The organism is Silvania sp. (assembly GCF_051656365.1).
In the GTDB taxonomy this organism is placed as follows: Bacteria; Pseudomonadota; Gammaproteobacteria; order Enterobacterales; family Enterobacteriaceae; genus Enterobacter; species Enterobacter hatchlandensis.
Genome location: NZ_JBOGBT010000036.1, coordinates 24,028 through 41,481 on the forward strand (window position 1 = coordinate 24,028; position 17,454 = coordinate 41,481).

The following is a 17,454-nucleotide window of genomic DNA, read 5'->3' on the forward strand; positions in this document are numbered from 1 at the left end:
GGCTTTTTTATTACTTGGCTTTACCCTGGTTTGCAACGGCCGCCGCTTTCGCCGCGATCTCGTCCGCGTTACCCAGATAGTAGCGCTTGATTGGGTTGAAGTTTTCGTCGAACTCATACACCAGCGGTACGCCGGTTGGGATGTTCAGCTCGAGGATTTCGTCTTCGCCCATTTTGTCCAGGTACTTCACCAGCGCACGCAGGGAGTTACCGTGAGCAGCGATGATCACGCGCTCACCGCTTTTCAGGCGTGGCAGAATGGTTTCTTCCCAGTAAGGCACAACGCGATCGATAGTCAGCGCCAGGCTCTCAGTGGTTGGCAGCTCTGCGTCAGTCAGTGATGCGTAACGCGGGTCGTGGCCTGGGAAACGCTCGTCATCTTTGGTCAGCTCTGGTGGGGTGATCGCAAAACCACGACGCCACTGCTTAACCTGCTCGTCACCGTATTTCTCTGCAGTTTCGGCTTTGTTCAGACCCTGCAGTGCACCGTAGTGACGCTCGTTCAGTTTCCAGGATTTCTCAACCGGCAGCCAGGCCTGATCCAGTTCGTCAAGAACGTTCCACAGGGTGTGGATGGCACGTTTCAGCACGGAGGTATAAGCAAAATCGAAGCTGAAGCCTTCATCTTTCAGCAGTTTGCCTGCTGCTTTCGCTTCACCTACGCCTTTCTCGGACAGGTCAACATCATACCAACCGGTAAAACGGTTTTCGTTGTTCCACTGGCTTTCGCCATGACGCACCAGAACCAGCTTAGTTACAGCCATATCTTACTCCTCCAAATCAAGCATTATTTGAATGATAACAATTCTCATTATATTGCCGCAGCCGTGCCGCGGGCAACGCTTAACCCTAACCATAGCGAAAATAGTGTCGCAGTGTAAGATGCTTGTGAATGAGGGGTTGTGATTTTGTCCGTGAATGGCGCTATTTTCAGCAAGATGGGTAAAAAAAGCCCTCCAGATGGAGGGCCCGATTTTATTGCGCAATAAAGTGGTATTCCGTAACGCTCACGTAGACTTCCCCCGGGCGTAAAACGCAGTCCGGCTGCGGCCACTCGGCATGGTTCGGGCTGTCCGGTAAAAACTCACTTTCCAGCGCCAGACCCTGCCATTCACTGTATTCCCCTTGCTCACGCGCCGGGGTGCCGCCAAGGTAGTTACCTGAATAGAATTGCAGAGCAGGGGCGGTGGTATACACCGTCATCTGCAGCTTGTCATCGGCCGACCACAGATGCGCAGCAGGCTGACTCACGTCGCCCTGCGCGTCGAGCAGGAAGGCATGATCGTAACCTTTCACTTTGCGCTGATCGGCATCAGCCAGGAAATCCTGGGCGATAACTTTGGGGGTGCGGAAATCAAAGCTGGTATCGGCAACTGCCTTCAGTCCATCCTGCGGGATCCCCATCTCATCGACAGGTAAATAGGCTTGTGCCAGCAGTTGCAGCTTGTGATTGCGAACGTCGCTGCAGTCGCCGTCGAGGTTGAAGTAGGCGTGATTGGTCAGGTTGACCGGGCAAGGCTTGTCCACCGTGGCGCGATACTCAATGGCGACGCGGTTGTCTTCCGTTAAACGGTAATGCACGCTCACTGCGCAGTTGCCCGGAAAACCCTGATCGCCGTCGGGTGAGTCGAGCGCCAGCAGCGCTTCGCCATTGTTTTGCTGCACGATGCGCCAGCGGCGTTTATCAAAGCCTTCTGGCCCGCCATGGAGCTGGTTTTCGCCCTGGCTTGGCAGCAGGGGGTAACGCACGCCATCCAGCTCGAAACAGCTTTTGGCGATCCGGTTGGCGTAGCGACCCACAGAGGCCCCCAGGAATGCCGTTTGCTCAACGTACTGTTCCGGGGAAGCGCAGCCGAGCAGCGTTTCGCGCACGCTGCCGTCATTCATCGGGACGCGTGCTGAAAGCAGCGTGGCGCCCCAGTCCATCACCGTGACCACCATCCCCGCGCGGTTGCGCAGGGTTAACAGGCGATACGGCAGACCATCCGGGGCGAGGGTGGGGGTTTCTCTTAGCACTGGCCCGCTCCTTGTGAGGCATTGCAGACGTAGAACGTCTCTTTGATGCCGGTTTTGGCTTCGTACTGCTGTTCAACAGCCTGCTGAACAACCGGGACTAACGCTTCCGGCACCAGCGCGACGATGCAGCCACCGAAGCCGCCGCCGGTCATGCGCACGCCGCCCTGCTCGCCAATTGCGGCTTTCACAATCTCTACCAGGGTGTCGATCTGTGGCACGGTAATTTCGAAGTCATCCCGCATCGAGGCATGGGACTGCGCCATCAGTTCACCCATTCGCAGCAGATCGCCTTTTTCCAGCGCCGCAGCGGCTTCAACGGTACGGGCGTTCTCGGTCAGGACGTGACGCACGCGTTTTGCCACCACCGGATCCAGCTCATGGGCGACTTTATTGAACTCGTTGAGCGACACGTCGCGCAGGGCGGTTTGCTGGAAGAAGCGCGCCCCGGTTTCGCACTGCTCGCGGCGGGTGTTGTACTCACTGCCCACCAGCGTACGTTTGAAATTACTGTTGATAATAATAACCGCAGCGCCTTTAGGCAGGGAAACCGCTTTGGTGCCCAGCGAGCGGCAGTCGATCAGCAGCGCATGGCCTTTTTTACCGAGCGCGGAGATCAGCTGATCCATAATGCCGCAGTTACAGCCGACGAACTGGTTTTCTGCTTCCTGGCCATTGAGGGCGATTTGCGCCCCGTCCAGCGGCAGATGATACAGCTGCTGGAAGACGGTACCGACCGCCACTTCCAGCGAGGCGGACGAGCTTAAACCCGCGCCTTGTGGGACGTTACCGCTGATCACCAGATCCGCGCCGCCAAAGTTTTTATTACGCTTCTGCAGATGCTTCACCACGCCGCGCACGTAGTTTGACCACTGCTGAGAATCGTGAGCAACAATCGGCGCATCCAGCGAAAATTCATCGATCTGGTTGTCGTAATCGGCGGCGATCACCCGGACCTTGCGGTCATCGCGCTTCGCACAGCCTATCACCGTCTGGTAATCGATGGCGCAGGGCAGGACAAAACCGTCGTTGTAGTCGGTGTGTTCCCCGATCAGGTTCACGCGGCCGGGAGCCTGAATGGCGTGAGTGGCAGGGTAGCCGAATTTTTCAGCAAACAGGGCGTGGGTTTTATCTTTCAGACTCATTGTTATTCTCCGGATTCGCGAAAATGAACATCGCTCACTGCACGCAGGCGCTCAGCGGCCTGTTCTGCCGTCAGGTCGCGCTGGGTCTCTGCCAGCATCTCATAGCCGACCATAAACTTGCGTACGGTCGCAGAGCGCAGCAGCGGCGGATAAAAGTGGGCATGCAGCTGCCAGTGCTGATTCTCTTCGCCGTTAAACGGTGCGCCGTGCCAGCCCATGGAATAGGGGAAAGAGCACTGGAACAGGTTGTCGTAACGACTGGTCAGTTTTTTCAGCGCCAGCGCCAAATCGCTTCGCTGGGCCTCACTCAGATCGGTGATGCGCAGCACGTGGGCTTTCGGCAGCAGCAGGGTTTCGAACGGCCACGCCGCCCAGTAAGGCACTACCGCGAGCCAGTGCTCGGTTTCCACTACGGTGCGGCTGCCGTCCGCCAGCTCGCGCTGGGCATAATCCACCAGCAGCGGCGTACCGTGCTCGGCGTAATGCGCCTGCTGGAGGCGATCTTCGCGCTCGGCTTCATTCGGCAGGAAGCTGTTGGCCCACACCTGCCCGTGCGGATGCGGGTTGGAACAGCCCATCGCTGCACCTTTGTTTTCAAACACCTGGATCCACGGGTAGGTTTGCCCGAGTTCGGCGGTCTGCTCCTGCCAGGTTTTAACCACCTCGGTCAGGGCCTCGACGCTCAGTTCCGGCAGCGTTTTACTGTGGTCCGGCGAAAAACAGATCACCCGGCTGGTGCCGCGCGCGCTTTCGCAGCGCATCAACGGATCGCCGCTTTGGGGTGCGTCGGGGGTATCGGTCATCAGCGCGGCAAAGTCGTTGGTGAAAACGTACGTGCCTTTGTAATCGGGATTGATATCCCCGGTGACGCGGGTATTGCCCGGACAGAGGAAGCAGTCCGGATCGTGCTGCGGCAGGGTCTGTTTTGCCGGTGTCTCCTGCGCCCCTTGCCACGGACGTTTGGCCCGGTGCGGAGAGACCAGGATCCATTGCCCGGTTAACGGGTTAAAACGACGATGCGGGTGATCGACGGGGTTAAATTGAGTCATCACAGATCCTTAATCCGGGTAGCCCTGCGGGTGGCGTGACTGCCAGCGCCAGGTGTCCTGTGCCATTTCATCCAGCGTGCGGGAGACGCGCCAGTTCAGCTCTTTCTCGGCTTTGCTGGCGTCGGCCCAGTAGGCGGGCAGGTCGCCGTCGCGGCGTGGGGCAAAGTGATACGCCACCGGTTTGCCGCAGGCGGTACTGAACGCCTTGACCACATCCAGCACGCTGCTGCCAACGCCCGCGCCGAGGTTGTAAATATGGACGCCCGGTTTATCCGCCAGCTGCTGCATCGCCGCCACGTGGCCTTCAGCGAGATCCATCACATGAATATAGTCGCGCACGCCGGTGCCGTCCGGGGTCGGATAGTCATTACCGAATACCGCCAGCGAGTCGCGACGACCCACGGCCACCTGGGCGATGTACGGCATCAGGTTGTTCGGGATGCCCTGCGGATCTTCACCCATGTCGCCTGATGGATGTGCGCCTACCGGATTGAAGTAACGCAGCAGGGCGATGCTCCAGTCTGGCTGCGCTTTTTGCAGGTCTGCCAGAATCTGTTCCACCATCAGTTTGCTTTTGCCATACGGACTTTGCGGCGTGCCGGTCGGGAAGCTTTCGGCATACGGAATTTGCGGCTGGTCGCCGTACACGGTTGCAGAGGAGCTGAAGATAAAGTTCTTCACGCCCGCCGCGCGCATGGCGGAGATTAAGCGCAGCGTGCCGTTAACGTTGTTGTCGTAATATTCCAGCGGTTTGGCGACCGATTCACCGACCGCTTTCAGTCCGGCAAAGTGGATCACCGTGTCGATCGCGTGATCGTGAAGGATCTCCGCCATCAGCGCTTCGTTACGAATATCGCCTTCGATAAAGGTGGGTTGCTTACCGGCAAGGCGCTCCATGACCGGCAGCACGCTACGTTTACTGTTGCACAGATTATCGAGAATGATGACGTCGTGACCGTTTTGCAGCAGTTGCACACAGGTATGACTTCCTATGTAACCGCTACCACCTGTTACCAGAACTCGCATATTTCGCTCCATTGGGCTTGTGGTATGAGATAATCCTAGCATACCAGAGAGCGAAAAAGTGTGACATGGGATAAATTAGTGGAATCGCTTACACTGCGCGCAAAAGCGCATTCCAGCGGGTTATGAAGGATTGTAAATCAAACGGATAGCGGTGCGCTGTTGCAGGTTATCTGAAAAGCGCGAGGGCATTACCCTCGGCGCGGTTTACAAGGGGCCTGTCTGGTAGCGGTAGGTCTCGCCGTCGGCGATAAATTCCAGCCGGTGGGTGATACAGGCGGGGGCATCTTCCGCATGATGGGAGACAAACAGCAGCTGTGTTTCCCCCTCGCTGATCAGGATGTCGACAAAGCGGCGGATCAGCTGGCGATTGAGCGGATCCAGCCCCTGCAACGGCTCGTCGAGGATCAATAGCGTGGGGTGTTTGACCAGCGCGCGGACGATCAGTGCCAGCCGCTGCTGGCCCCAGGACAGGCTGCTGAACGGTGCATCAGCGACCCGGTTATCCATCCCGAGAATATCCAGCCACTGCTGTGCCAGCTTGTGCTGCTTATCCGACACCGCCTGATAAATACCAATCGAGTCGAAGTAGCCCGAGAGGATCACGTTGCGCAGGGTGGTGCTGACCCGGTAGTCGAGGTGCAGGCTGCTGCTGACATAGCCGATATGTTTTTTGATGTCCCAGATGGTTTCACCGCTGCCGCGTCGGCGGCCAAACAGGGTCAAATCGTTGCTGTAACCCTGGGGGTGATCGCCGGTTATCAGGCTGAGCAGGGTGGATTTCCCGGCCCCGTTCGGGCCGACAATCTGCCAGTGCTCACCGGGATTGACCGTCCAGCTTAAGTCGTCGAGGATCGGACGATCGTTATACGACACCACGCCATTGTTGAGCACAATCCGCGGCGCACCTTCCGGCAAACCGTGCCGCGCAGAGGGGGCATCCGGTTCCGGCAGGGCGACGCCGTGCAGTTTTTCGCTGTGTGCCAGCTGGGCAATTAAAGCCTGCTTTAGCAGGGCTGTTTTTTCGCCGACCGCCGTCAGGGCGCAGTCCACAAGCACGCCAGCATGCTGAACAAAATCCGGAATTTCATCAAAGCGGTTGAGCACCAGCACCAGGGTATAACCCTGCTGGTTGAGCGAGGCCAACAGGTCAGCCAGCTGTCCGCGTGATTTTACGTCGAGGCCATCAAAGGGTTCATCGAGGATCAGCAGCTCCGGTGCGCTCATCAGCGCCTGGCAGAGCAGGGTTTTGCGGGTTTCGCCCGTCGAAAGATATTTGAAACGTCTGTCCAGCAGGCTGGTGATGCCAAACTGCTCTGCCAGCTGGCGGCAGCGGGCCTCGTCTTTGATCTCGTCCTGGATAATCTCTGATGCGGTGCGGCCCGTATCCTCTTCACCCGGGCTGAGCAGATCGGTGTTATTGCGCTGCCACTCATCGCTGACCAGCTTTTGCAGCTGTTCAAAGGAGAGGCGGGTCAGACGGGCAAAGGTGCTGCGGCGTTCACCCTTCAGCAGGGTCAGCTCGCCGGCCAGGGCGCGTGCCAGCGCGGATTTGCCGCTGCCGTTGCTGCCAACGAAAGCCCAGCTTTCGCCCGCATTGAGGGTGAAATCGGCAAGAGAAAGGGTTCGGGTGTCGCTAAGACGAAACGTGCCTTGCGAAATTTGCAATGATGACATAACGTATCCCATATTTTGCAGCGATAAGCCTCAGGGATACGCACTGTCAGCGCCAATGTCAATCCGCTTAGCATAACGTGGCGATAATCACCCGGTCGGCATTAAAATATGCGGTTGCATCAGCACCTTCTTCTAAGCCCGCCGCCTGCGAGAGCGGAACGGTGGCGCAGAGCGTCTGGCCGTCGGGCAGGGTCATCAGCACTTCGCACTGCTCCTCGCCGTGGCCAATATGGTTGATCACGCCGCGCAGCTGGTTATCGGCCTGCTGGGCCGCTTCAGCATCCCGGGTGATACTGACCCACGGCGCTTTCAGCAGCACCAGTACCTCTTTGCCTTCATCTAACCCCAGACGTTCGCCGCTCTGGGCGGTAATCGCCGCTTTCAGGCGCGTTTCGCCGTCGGCGAGCAGAATATCCACATGCTGCTGCACCAGGTTTCCGTCCCGGGCGGTGACGGTGCCGAACCACTGGTTGCGGGCGCTGGTTTGTAATGAGAAGCGGGAGATCGCGGCCAGCAGGCTGTCCAGCGGCAGGGCGTCGTCATCGCTTAAGACATCAAACGCTTTTTGCTGGATTTGTCCCAGCAGGTCGTACAGCTGGATCAGTCGCTGCCCGTAGCGCGTCAGCACGGCACCGCCGCCGCCTTTGCCGCCGGTGGCGCGATCGACCAGCGGCTGTTCGCTCAGGATGTTCATCTCGTTGATGGCATCCCACGCGCTTTTATAGCTAATGCCCGCGTTTTTCGCCCCCTGGCTAATGGAGCCGGTTTGCGCGATCTGTTTGAGCAGGGCGATGCGGCGAGGATCGGCGAACAATTTTTGCTGAAGACGAAGGGTGAGGAGAATTTCGGCCTGCATAACAATGTCCTGGCAAAAGGCTTATTGTGACGTAATTCGTTATATGCGCAAACTGTACCGCACAAAAGGGGATGTATTTCTCGCTTTTCCGGTTAGAATAATGAATTCACATTGTCTGGAGAAAGCCATGTTAGAGTTGCTGAAAAGTCTGGTATTCGCCGTGATCATGGTGCCAGTGGTGATGGCTATCATCCTCGGTGCCATTTACGGCCTGGGTGAGGTGTTCAACATCTTTTCCAATATTGGCCACAGAAAACAGCCGAAAAAGCAGCATTGATTTCCTGAAAAAACGCCCGGTCTGACCGGGCGTTTTGCTCTCAAGTTTCCCGCCTTCTCGCCGATATTATTTACGGCATCAAACAGATTTACTCATTAATCGGTACGATTTAACGCTGGGAAAACCCTACAGTTGTCGTTATATTCCTTCGTATATAACGACACTCACAGGAGTTACAGATGACACGTACAGGATTAAAGCTGATTGCAGGCGCAACGCTGATGCTCAGCCTGACCGGGCAGGCACTGGCGGATGAAGGCAAAATCACCGTTTTTGCGGCAGCCTCTCTGACCAACGCGATGCAGGATATTGCGGCAGTGTATAAGAAAGAGAAGAACGTCGACGTGGTGTCGTCGTTTGCGTCTTCCTCTACGCTGGCGCGTCAGATTGAAGCCGGGGCACCTGCCGACCTGTTTATCTCTGCCGATCAGAAGTGGATGGATTACGCCATCGATAAAAAAGCGATCGACACCACAAGCCGTAAAACCCTGCTCGGCAATAGCCTGGTGGTGGTGGCGCCAAAGGCCAGCGCACAAGCTGAATTTGTCATTACGAATAAAACTGACTGGACCCGCCTGCTGAAAGACGGGCGTCTGGCGGTGGGTGACCCGGATCATGTCCCGGCCGGGATTTATGCAAAAGAAGCGCTGCAAAAACTGGGGGCGTGGGAAACGCTGTCGCCGAAACTGGCCCCGGCGGAAGACGTGCGCGGTGCCCTGGCGCTGGTGGCGCGCAGTGAAGCACCGCTTGGGATCGTCTACGGCTCCGATGCGGTTGCCGATAAAGCGGTCAAAGTGGTGAGTACCTTCCCTGAAGACTCGCATAAGAAAGTGGAATACCCTGTTGCCATCATTGATGGACATAAAAACGCAACCGTCAGCGCCTTTTACGATTATCTGAAGGGGCCGCAGGCGTCTGCCATCTTTAAACGTTATGGATTTACGACTCACGAATGATATTGACCGATCCCGAATGGCAGGCCGTGCTGCTGAGCCTGAAAGTCTCTTCCCTCGCGGTTGCGTGTAGTTTGCCCTTTGGGATCTTCTTCGCCTGGCTACTGGTTCGCTGTAAGTTTCCAGGTAAAGCCCTCCTCGACAGTGTGCTGCATCTGCCGCTGGTGTTACCGCCGGTGGTGGTCGGCTATTTGCTGCTGATCGCCATGGGGCGACGCGGCTTTATCGGCGAAAAGCTGTATGAGTGGTTCGGGCTGAGTTTTGCCTTTAGCTGGCGCGGTGCGGTGCTGGCGGCGGCAGTGATGTCGTTCCCGCTGATGGTGCGGGCGATCCGCCTGGCGCTGGAGGCGGTTGACCTCAAGCTTGAGCAGGCGGCCCGCACGTTAGGGGCCGGGCGCTGGCGCGTCTTTCTCACCATCACCCTTCCCCTGACACTGCCGGGCATTATCGTTGGCACGGTGCTGGCGTTTGCCCGCTCGCTGGGCGAGTTTGGCGCGACCATCACGTTTGTGTCCAATATCCCTGGCGAAACCCGCACCATCCCGTCGGCGATGTATACCCTGATCCAGACCCCGGGCGGCGAAGGGGCGGCGGCGCGCTTGTGTATTATTTCCATTGTGCTGGCGCTGGTCTCGCTGCTGATATCCGAATGGCTGGCGCGTATTAGCCGTGAACGGATGGGGAACTGACCATGCTGGAGCTGAATTTTACCCAGACGTTAGGCGATCACAGCCTGACCATCAACGAAACGCTACCCGCCAGCGGTATCACCGCCATTTTTGGCGTCTCCGGCGCGGGCAAAACCTCGTTGATCAACGCCATCAGCGGGTTGACCAAACCGCAGTCAGGGCGAATCGTGCTCAATGGCCGGGTGCTGAACGATGTTGAAAAACGCACCTGCCTGGCACCGGAAAAACGCCGAATTGGCTATGTGTTCCAGGATGCCAGGCTGTTCCCGCACTATAAGGTGCTGGGCAACCTGCGTTACGGCATGGCAAAAAGCATGGCCGGGCAGTTTGATAAGCTGATTGCGCTGCTGGGCATTGAACCGCTGCTGAACCGGCTGCCGTCGTCGCTCTCGGGTGGTGAAAAGCAGCGCGTGGCAATTGGGCGAGCGCTGCTGACCGCGCCAGAACTGCTGCTGTTGGATGAGCCGTTGGCCTCCCTCGATATTCCGCGCAAGCGCGAACTGCTGCCCTATCTGCAGCGACTGGCACGCGAGATCAATATCCCGATGCTGTACGTCAGCCACTCGCTGGATGAGATTTTGCATCTGGCCGATAAAGTGCTGGTGCTGGAAAACGGCAGCGTAAAAGCGTTTGGCGATCTGGAAGAGGTGTGGGGCAGCAGCGTAATGCATCCGTGGCTCCCGCAGGAGCAGCAGAGCAGCATTCTGAAAGTGAGCGTGCTGGAGCACCATCCGCACTACGCGATGACCGCGCTGGCCATTGGCGATCAGCACGTCTGGGTCAACAAGCTGGATAAACCGCTGCAGGCTGGCTTGCGTATTCGTATTCAGGCCTCGGACGTGTCGCTGGTGCTACAGCCGCCGCTGCAAAGCAGCATCCGTAATATTCTGCGCGCCAAAGTGGCCCAGTGCTACGACGATAACGGCCAGGTTGAAGTCCAGCTGGAAATTGGCAGCCGCACGCTGTGGGCGCGCATCAGCCCGTGGGCCAGGGATGAACTTGGGATCAAACCTGGCCTGTGGCTCTATGCGCAGATCAAGAGCGTGTCGATCACCACCTGATTACAGCAGATGGGTATAGATGTACTGGGCAATACTGTCCGTGGTGTTGTCGCCAATCACCAGGTTGGCGCGGGCTTTGACGGCGTCATCCGCATTGCCCATTGCCACGCCGGTTCCGGCGGCTTCGAGCATGCTGATATCGTTAAAGTTATCGCCAAAAGCAATCACATCCTTCATCGACCCGCCAATGGATTCCACATACTGCATCAGGCGTTTGCCTTTGCTGTTGCCGGTGCGGGCGATATCCACCTGATCGTGCCATGACCATTCGCACGCCAGGCCCAGCGTCTGCTCAACGTGTTTTGCGAAGTCGTTTAGCTTCACGGTGTCTTCGTCAGTCAGCGCAAATTTCCAGATGGCGTTAACCTCCTGAGCCGCCTGCGCCAGCGAAGGCACCTGGGTAAACACCGGACGCTGTGCTTCGGGCAATGATTGTGCCCAGTTGCTGGTGCGGATAACGTGGCCGGTCGGGCGCTCGTACACCATGGCGTCATCAACGTACATCAGACCGTGGATCGCGTGTTGATCGAGCAACTCAATCAGCTGCAGCGCCTGGGGTACCGGTAAAGGGTCGGCCTGCAGAACCTTTTTTGCTGCATAATCATACAAATAGGTGCCATTACAACAAATTGCAGGTGTATCTAACGCCAGTGCCTGATAAAAAGGATGAATAGCAACGTGATGTCGACCCGTTACGATGAGGAGTTGATATCCCGCTTCCTGGGCACGTTTCAGTGCAGCAAGCGAAGAGGGGAGCAAGGTTTTTTGCGGGGTTAACAGCGTACCGTCTAAATCCAGAGCGATCACACGCGAGGTCATTTGATATTCCGGTTAATGTTGATATTTCGGGGATGACAGATGGTACACCGCGAGGCAGTCGCTGCAAAATACCGGGTTATAATTCAGCATTCACCGTTAAATCAGACTATCCTGGTACATTACTTTTACGCGCAGTAAGGAAAGGAGCATTCATGAAACAAACCGTTTATACCGCCAGTCCTGAAAGCCAGCAGATCCACGTCTGGCGTCTGAATCCCGAAGGTACACTCACCCTGGTTCAGGCCGTCGATGTGCCCGGCCAGGTTCAGCCGATGGTAATCAGCCCGGATAAACGTTTCCTGTACGTGGGTGTGCGTCCGGACTTCCGCGTGCTGGCTTACCGTATCTCCCCTGAAGATGGCGCGCTGACCTTTACCGCCGAAGCGGCGCTGCCTGGCAGCCCGACCCATATCTCCACCGACCTGCAGGGGCGCTTTATCTTTAGCGGCTCTTACAATTCTGGCTGCGTGAGCGTTACCCGTCTGGAAGAGGGCATTCCGGTTGAGACCGTTGACGTAGTTGAAGGTCTGGAAGGGTGCCACTCGGCGAACATCTCCCCGGACAACCGCACCCTGTGGGTTCCGGCGCTGAAGCAGGATCGTATCTGCCTGTTCACCCTCGGCGATGACGGCAAGCTGGAGGCGCAAAACCCGGCAGAAATCACCACCGTTGAAGGCGCAGGCCCGCGTCATATGGTCTTCCACCCGAATCAGCAGTACGCCTACGTGGTGAACGAGCTGAACTGCTCGGTGGACGTCTGGGCGCTGAAAGCGCCGAACGGCAAGATTGAGTGCGTACAGACGCTGGATATGATGCCGGCTGATTTCGCCGACACGCGCTGGGGGGCGGATATTCATATCACCCCTTACGGGCGTCATCTGTATGCCTGTGACCGCACTTCCAGCCTGATCACGGTGTTTAGCATCTCCGAAGACGGTAGCGTGCTGGCGATTGAAGGCTTCCAGCCGACCGAGACGCAGCCGCGCGGCTTTAACATCGATCACAGCGGTAAATTCCTGATTGCGGCGGGGCAAAAATCCCATCATATCGCGCTCTACGAGATTAACGGCGAGCAGGGACTGCTGGAAGAGAAGGGCCGTTACGCTGTCGGCCAGGGGCCAATGTGGGTTGTGGTTAACGCGCTCTAAGGCAGATGAAATAAAAAACCTCGCAAATGCGAGGTTTTTTTATGCCGGGTGGTGTTGGCTTACCCGGCTTACGAAACGCATTCTTACTGCTTCGGTTCCGCGATCACTTTGCTGCCCACACCGCGGTTGTTGTATTCCCACATGCGGTTGAATTTAGCGTCGTTCAGGTTGCGCTGCACGTTGCCTTTATCATCTACCGCACCGGTATTCCCCGCATACGGACGTTGAGAAATCGCCGCATTGCCCCAGGGTTTCGCCATGTTAAAGCCTTCATTGATCACACTGTCGCGGATCACCACCTGGCCGTTAGAGGCCGGGTCTGCATCCAGCGAGCGGCCCAATTGCGCCACGCCGTCACCTGCAGCGGTGAAGCGACTGTTCACGGCCAGGAAGCCGTAGAACATGTTCGACAGCGTTGCCGGGGCGAATACGTAGCCTTCCTGCTGGGTGCGGGAATTCATCACGCGGAAGTCGGTATTATCAAATACCACCGCGCCGCGCCCGGAAACGATATCCACATCGCCTTCAATGTAGCTGTTAGTCACCAGCGTACGGGTGATGCGGTTGGTTTTCAGGGCGTTCTCTACGCCGCTGTTGGTCACGAAGAAGGTGTTCTGACGGCCCAGAATATTGACCTTGTCGATCTGCACCTGGTCGCCATCGCTGCGCAGTGCCACTGCCTGGTGGTTGCCCGCGTCCACGCTGTCGCCGAGGTTGTTTTCAATGGTCAGGTTCTGCAGCTGCAGACCGTTGTTCTGGGACCAGACGACGGCAGAGCACATCACGCCAACGGTGGCGCTGTGTTTGCTCTGGCAGCGATCGAACATGTACCAGGCCGGTTTGCCAGGCATGTAGCGGCCTGCCGGGTTAACCAGGCGACGCCAGGTGGCGGTGTCCATTTCGGAATCAAGCGCCAGGCCAATTTTAACGTCCAGCGGTTTTTCGCCCGTGCCGTACAGCGTCACGCTGCCGGATGCGGCAGGCACATATACAGTACCCTGATATTCGCCCGGTAAAATGGCGATGTACTGGCGAGTGCTGCTGTGCTTCGCAATGGCAGCGTCAACCGCCGCCTGAATGGAGGTATGGGTTACGCCCTGGCCCCCGGCCGCGCCGACCACGAAGTCAGGCTGGGCAGGCAGACGAATGGCATAGGGGCTCCACGGCGTTGCGTTCGGATCCATCGCCGTAAAGTAGCGCGCCTGCTGGAAGTTTTTAGCTTCATCGGCAGTCAGGATTGGTCGTGAGGCTGTGCCTGGTGCAACTTGCTCAGAAGGCAGTTGATCCGGCGGAGTAGAGCTGCACGCCGACAACGTCACGCCAAAAGCGAGTGCCAGCGCCAGACGGGAAATCCTGGAAGTATTCAAGGGAAAGCTCCTGCTAAGCAAATCAATAGGGGGAGAACTGAAATAGCCTGCTTTTTTATACTAAGTTGAGCGAAACGGGAAGATGATAAAGGCAAAAAGTTACTTTTTATTCCCACGCTTAGCGGGAAAGTTGTCACAAATAACTAACATTTTTGGTAAAGGCGATTGACAGGGCGCAGAGAATCAAAATAAATGTCTATACAACCCATGACAAGTGAAAGCCCGATGCTGCAACTTCATCCCGATGACGTAATCTGGCGTAACCTGCGCCTCGCGACCCTCGATCCCAGCCACGGCACACCGTATGGCCTGCTGGAAAACAGGGCCTTAATTGTGCGCGGCGAGACGATTCTGGCGATTGTCCCCGAACCCGATCTGACCGCAGACCTGCCGCGCGCAATCGATCTGGAAGGGCGCCTGGTGACGCCGGGTTTAATCGACTGTCACACCCATCTGGTGTTCGGTGGCGATCGCGCGGCCGAATGGGAGCAGCGGCTGAAAGGGGTTTCTTATCAGACAATCAGCGCCCAGGGTGGCGGGATTAACGCCACCGTCAGCGCCACCCGGGACAGCACCGCTGACCAGCTTGAACAGCTGGCGCAGCGGCGGCTTGAACGCCTGATGCGTGAAGGGGTGACCACGGTTGAAATCAAATCGGGCTACGGTCTGAACGACGAGGCAGAAGAAAAGATGCTGCGCGTGGCGCAGCGTCTGGCCCAGACCAACCCGGTGGAAATCAGCCCGACGCTGCTGGCCGCGCATGCCGTGCCGCGCGAGTACCGTAACGATCCCGATGCGTATGTCGATCATGTTTGCCAGCACATGCTGCCAGCGCTGTGGGAAAAGCGGCTGTTCGAGGCCGTTGACGTGTTCTGCGAAAACGTCGGATTTACCCTCGCGCAAAGCGAGCGGGTCTTCCAGGCTGCGCAGGCACTGGGGATCCCCATTAAGGGCCATGTCGAACAGCTGTCCAACCTCGGCGGCACCGCGCTGGTCAGTCGCTATCGCGGGCTGTCGGCGGATCATATTGAGTATCTCGATGACGCGGGCGTCGCGGCAATGGCGCACAGCGGCACCGTTGCCGTATTACTTCCCGGCGCATTCTATTTTTTACAGGAGCGTCAGCGCCCGCCGGTCGACAGACTGCGTCAACAGGGCGTGCCGATGGCGGTCGCCACCGATTACAACCCCGGCACCAGCCCGTTTGCCAGTTTGCATCTGGCGATGAACATGGCCTGCGTGCAGTTTGGCTTAACCCCGGAAGAGGCCTGGGCGGGGGTCACGCGACATGCGGCGAAGGCGCTGGGGCGCGGCGAGACGCACGGGCAGCTGAAAGCCGGATTTGTCGCCGACCTTGCTGTCTGGGATGCCAGAAGCCCGGTCGAGATGGTGTATGAGCCGGGCCGTAACCCGCTTTATCAGCGCGTATTCAGAGGACGCATTCAATGAGTTTATGGCAGCCGGTTTCAGCGGATATCTGGCAGGGGCGGGACGATCGCGCAGAGGCCAGTAATGCCCTGCGTCTGTTTCAGACCGTGGAACAACGTGACACGCAACGTCCTGCCAGCAGCGGGATCGCCCTGATTGGCTTTGCCAGCGATGAAGGGGTCAAGCGCAATCAGGGCCGACCGGGGGCGGCGCAAGCCCCCGATGTTATACGTGGCGCGCTGGCAAATATGGCGAGCCATCAAGGGCATGAACGTCTGCTGGATATGGGTAACATCAGCGTAGAAGGTGATGCACTGGAAGCGGCGCAGCAGGCGCTGAGCGAGACGGTCACTGCCTGTCTGCAGGCGGGGATGCAGAGTCTGGTTCTCGGGGGCGGGCATGAAACCGCCTGGGCACACGGGCGCGGTGTGCTGGACGCTTTCCCCGGCGAGCAGGTGGTAATCATTAATCTTGATGCGCATCTTGACCTGCGTAGCGCCAGTCGGGCGACATCCGGTACGCCGTTTCGCCAGCTGTCCCACTACTGCGCGGCGCTGCAGCGTGATTTTCACTATGCCTGTCTGGGTGTCAGCCGCGCGGCGAATACCCAGGCGTTGTGGGATGAAGCCGCCCGTCTGCGGGTGACGATAGTGGAAGACCTCGATTTCCACCAGCAGGCGCGGGCAACGCTTGAGGCGCTGCTGGAAAGCGCGGATCGGGTCTATCTGACCCTTGACCTTGACGTGCTGCCCGCTGCTGAAATGCCCGCCGTCTCGGCCCCTGCCGCGCTGGGCGTGCCCGCCCGGGAGCTGCTGCAAGCGATCGAACAGGTCTGTCGCAGCGGCAAACTGCAGGCGGTGGATCTGGTGGAGTTTAACCCCCGCTTCGACCGTGACGGCCAGGGGGCGAAGCTCGCCGCGCGGCTGGCGTGGCAAATAGCTCACTGGTGGGCGTAATCCCTATATACCCGTCATACTTCAAGTTGCATGCGCGTTGGCTTTCCTCACTCACCCCAGTCACTTACTGAAGTAAGCTCCTGGGGATTCGCTGCGTCGCCGCCTTCCTGCAACTCGAATTATTTAGGGTATATAATCGACTTTTTTTCGGCTTAAGGAATTGCTATGTTCTCACGCACGCCACAGCAGCAGGCCAACACGCCCGCGCCTTTTTATGAAAAGGTGAAGCAGGCGATCAGTCATCAGATTGCCACCGGCGTCTGGCGTGCCCACGATCGTATCCCGTCCGAGGCGGAGCTGGTGGCGCAGTTTGGCTTTAGCCGGATGACCATCAACCGCGCGCTGCGTGAACTCACCGATGAAGGGCTGCTGGTGCGTCTGCAGGGGGTCGGCACTTTTGTCGCCGAGCCGAAGGGGCAGTCGGCGCTGTTTGAAATTCGCAGCATCGCTGATGAGATCGCCTCCCGCAACCATCAACACCGCTGCGAGGTGCTGCTCCTCGAGGAGACGCAGGCCAGCCCGGCGCAGGCGGTGGCGCTGAATGTTAAAGAGGGCACGCTGATCTTCCACTCCCTGATGTTGCACTTTGAAAACGACATCCCGGTGCAGATAGAGGATCGCTGCGTCAATGCCGCGCTGGTGCCGGATTACCTACTCCAGGACTACACCGTCACCACCCCGCATGCCTGGCTGTCGCTGGTTGCGCCGCTCACAGAAGGGGAGCACATCGTCGAGGCTGTACGTGCCACCCCGCAGGAGTGCGAGCTGCTGCGCATTAAAGAGCACGATCCCTGCCTGCTGATCCATCGCCGTACCTGGTCAGCTTCGTACATTGTTTCCCACGCCAGACTGCTGTTCCCTGGCAATCGCTACCGGCTACAGGGCCACTTCATGTCATAAGTCAAAAGCGTGATTGCTGACGCAATATAATAAAAATGTATCTTAATTGTTAAATTCAGCCTTGTGTGCACTTGTCTATACAAGTATATCTTAC

Annotated in this window: 17 protein-coding genes; 8 read left to right on the plus strand and 9 right to left on the minus strand. The window is 57.9% G+C overall.

The features are described from left to right. Positions 1–10 precede the first annotated feature (10 nt). The 7 genes from gpmA to modE form a co-directional block, all read right to left on the minus strand. Positions 11–763 carry a 2,3-diphosphoglycerate-dependent phosphoglycerate mutase gene (gene gpmA / locus ACRDD5_RS07240; RefSeq protein WP_271281503.1) on the minus strand — a complete coding sequence of 251 codons (753 nt, stop codon included), beginning with the start codon at positions 761–763 and terminating at the stop codon, positions 11–13. A 211-nt stretch (positions 764–974) separates the two neighbouring features. Next, positions 975–2,015 (minus strand): galactose-1-epimerase, encoded by a 1,041-nt coding sequence (gene galM / locus ACRDD5_RS07245; RefSeq protein WP_438676331.1) that lies wholly within the window; start codon positions 2,013–2,015, stop codon positions 975–977. Further along, positions 2,009–3,157: a galactokinase gene (galK, locus tag ACRDD5_RS07250; protein WP_271281505.1), complete on the minus strand. Its 1,149-nt coding sequence runs from the start codon at positions 3,155–3,157 to the stop codon at positions 2,009–2,011. The genes galM and galK overlap by 7 nt, the downstream gene beginning before the upstream one ends. Before the next feature lie 2 nt (positions 3,158–3,159). Next, positions 3,160–4,206 (minus strand): galactose-1-phosphate uridylyltransferase, encoded by a 1,047-nt coding sequence (galT, locus tag ACRDD5_RS07255; protein ID WP_438676332.1) that lies wholly within the window; start codon positions 4,204–4,206, stop codon positions 3,160–3,162. A gap of 9 nt (positions 4,207–4,215) precedes the next feature. Next, positions 4,216–5,232 carry a UDP-glucose 4-epimerase GalE gene (gene galE, locus ACRDD5_RS07260; protein WP_271281507.1) on the minus strand — a complete coding sequence of 339 codons (1,017 nt, stop codon included), beginning with the start codon at positions 5,230–5,232 and terminating at the stop codon, positions 4,216–4,218. Between the two features lie 204 nt (positions 5,233–5,436). Then, complete coding sequence (modF, locus tag ACRDD5_RS07265; RefSeq protein WP_438676333.1) at positions 5,437–6,906, minus strand: molybdate ABC transporter ATP-binding protein ModF; 1,470 nt, start codon at positions 6,904–6,906, stop codon at positions 5,437–5,439. A 67-nt stretch (positions 6,907–6,973) separates the two neighbouring features. Beyond that, on the minus strand, positions 6,974–7,762 hold the full coding sequence (modE, locus tag ACRDD5_RS07270; protein WP_271281509.1) for a molybdenum-dependent transcriptional regulator: 789 nt from the start codon (positions 7,760–7,762) through the stop codon (positions 6,974–6,976). A 127-nt stretch (positions 7,763–7,889) separates the two neighbouring features. Here modE and ACRDD5_RS07275 point away from each other — a divergent pair, with 127 nt between their 5' ends. From ACRDD5_RS07275 to modC, 4 genes are all read left to right on the plus strand, one after another. Beyond that, entirely contained in the window at positions 7,890–8,039 is a 150-nt protein-coding gene (locus tag ACRDD5_RS07275; RefSeq protein ID WP_039029358.1) for an AcrZ family multidrug efflux pump-associated protein, read from the plus strand. Between the two features lie 179 nt (positions 8,040–8,218). After that, positions 8,219–8,995: a molybdate ABC transporter substrate-binding protein gene (modA, locus tag ACRDD5_RS07280; RefSeq protein ID WP_438676334.1), complete on the plus strand. Its 777-nt coding sequence runs from the start codon at positions 8,219–8,221 to the stop codon at positions 8,993–8,995. Further along, entirely contained in the window at positions 8,992–9,681 is a 690-nt protein-coding gene (gene modB / locus ACRDD5_RS07285; RefSeq protein WP_271281512.1) for a molybdate ABC transporter permease subunit, read from the plus strand. Before modA ends, modB begins: the two co-directional genes overlap by 4 nt. 2 nt (positions 9,682–9,683) lie before the next feature. Next, complete coding sequence (gene modC / locus ACRDD5_RS07290; RefSeq protein WP_271281513.1) at positions 9,684–10,742, plus strand: molybdenum ABC transporter ATP-binding protein ModC; 1,059 nt, start codon at positions 9,684–9,686, stop codon at positions 10,740–10,742. Here modC and ACRDD5_RS07295 read toward each other — a convergent pair whose 3' ends face one another. Continuing rightward, positions 10,743–11,561: a pyridoxal phosphatase gene (locus ACRDD5_RS07295; RefSeq protein ID WP_438676335.1), complete on the minus strand. Its 819-nt coding sequence runs from the start codon at positions 11,559–11,561 to the stop codon at positions 10,743–10,745. It abuts the gene before it with no gap. Positions 11,562–11,713: 152 nt separating this feature from the next. On the opposite strand from ACRDD5_RS07295, the gene pgl reads away from it, so the two are divergent. After that, complete coding sequence (pgl, locus tag ACRDD5_RS07300) at positions 11,714–12,709, plus strand: 6-phosphogluconolactonase (RefSeq protein WP_438676336.1); 996 nt, start codon at positions 11,714–11,716, stop codon at positions 12,707–12,709. An 83-nt stretch (positions 12,710–12,792) separates the two neighbouring features. Here the strand turns inward: pgl and ACRDD5_RS07305 are convergent, their stop codons facing one another. Further along, complete coding sequence (locus tag ACRDD5_RS07305; RefSeq protein WP_438676337.1) at positions 12,793–14,076, minus strand: putative acyl-CoA thioester hydrolase; 1,284 nt, start codon at positions 14,074–14,076, stop codon at positions 12,793–12,795. Positions 14,077–14,301: 225 nt separating this feature from the next. Here ACRDD5_RS07305 and hutI point away from each other — a divergent pair, with 225 nt between their 5' ends. The 3 genes from hutI to ACRDD5_RS07320 all read left to right on the plus strand — a co-directional run bounded on the left by hutI (position 14,302) and on the right by ACRDD5_RS07320 (position 17,360). Then, entirely contained in the window at positions 14,302–15,525 is a 1,224-nt protein-coding gene (gene hutI, locus ACRDD5_RS07310; RefSeq protein ID WP_438676354.1) for an imidazolonepropionase, read from the plus strand. Then, positions 15,522–16,460, plus strand: coding sequence for a formimidoylglutamase (hutG, locus tag ACRDD5_RS07315; protein ID WP_438676338.1), 939 nt, complete (start codon positions 15,522–15,524; stop codon positions 16,458–16,460). The genes hutI and hutG overlap by 4 nt, the downstream gene beginning before the upstream one ends. Before the next feature lie 165 nt (positions 16,461–16,625). After that, the gene (locus tag ACRDD5_RS07320) at positions 16,626–17,360 is read left to right on the plus strand and encodes a histidine utilization repressor (protein ID WP_438676339.1); all 735 of its coding nucleotides are present in this window, start codon (positions 16,626–16,628) and stop codon (positions 17,358–17,360) included. Positions 17,361–17,454: the final 94 nt, after the last annotated feature.

Bases quoted from the DNA above. Each gene is read 5' to 3' on its own strand.
- gpmA (WP_271281503.1), bottom strand. From the start codon at position 763: ATGGCTGTAACTAAGCTGGTTCTGGTGCGTCATGGCGAAAGCCAGTGG.
- hutI (WP_438676354.1), top strand. From the start codon at position 14,302: ATGCTGCAACTTCATCCCGATGACGTAATCTGGCGTAACCTGCGCCTC.
- modE (WP_271281509.1), bottom strand. From the start codon at position 7,762: ATGCAGGCCGAAATTCTCCTCACCCTTCGTCTTCAGCAAAAATTGTTC.
- hutG (WP_438676338.1), top strand. From the start codon at position 15,522: ATGAGTTTATGGCAGCCGGTTTCAGCGGATATCTGGCAGGGGCGGGAC.
- pgl (WP_438676336.1), top strand. From the start codon at position 11,714: ATGAAACAAACCGTTTATACCGCCAGTCCTGAAAGCCAGCAGATCCAC.
- ACRDD5_RS07295 (WP_438676335.1), bottom strand. From the start codon at position 11,561: ATGACCTCGCGTGTGATCGCTCTGGATTTAGACGGTACGCTGTTAACC.
- modB (WP_271281512.1), top strand. From the start codon at position 8,992: ATGATATTGACCGATCCCGAATGGCAGGCCGTGCTGCTGAGCCTGAAA.
- galE (WP_271281507.1), bottom strand. From the start codon at position 5,232: ATGCGAGTTCTGGTAACAGGTGGTAGCGGTTACATAGGAAGTCATACC.
- modC (WP_271281513.1), top strand. From the start codon at position 9,684: ATGCTGGAGCTGAATTTTACCCAGACGTTAGGCGATCACAGCCTGACC.
- modF (WP_438676333.1), bottom strand. From the start codon at position 6,906: ATGTCATCATTGCAAATTTCGCAAGGCACGTTTCGTCTTAGCGACACC.
- galK (WP_271281505.1), bottom strand. From the start codon at position 3,157: ATGAGTCTGAAAGATAAAACCCACGCCCTGTTTGCTGAAAAATTCGGC.
- ACRDD5_RS07275 (WP_039029358.1), top strand. From the start codon at position 7,890: ATGTTAGAGTTGCTGAAAAGTCTGGTATTCGCCGTGATCATGGTGCCA.
- galT (WP_438676332.1), bottom strand. From the start codon at position 4,206: ATGACTCAATTTAACCCCGTCGATCACCCGCATCGTCGTTTTAACCCG.
- modA (WP_438676334.1), top strand. From the start codon at position 8,219: ATGACACGTACAGGATTAAAGCTGATTGCAGGCGCAACGCTGATGCTC.
- ACRDD5_RS07320 (WP_438676339.1), top strand. From the start codon at position 16,626: ATGTTCTCACGCACGCCACAGCAGCAGGCCAACACGCCCGCGCCTTTT.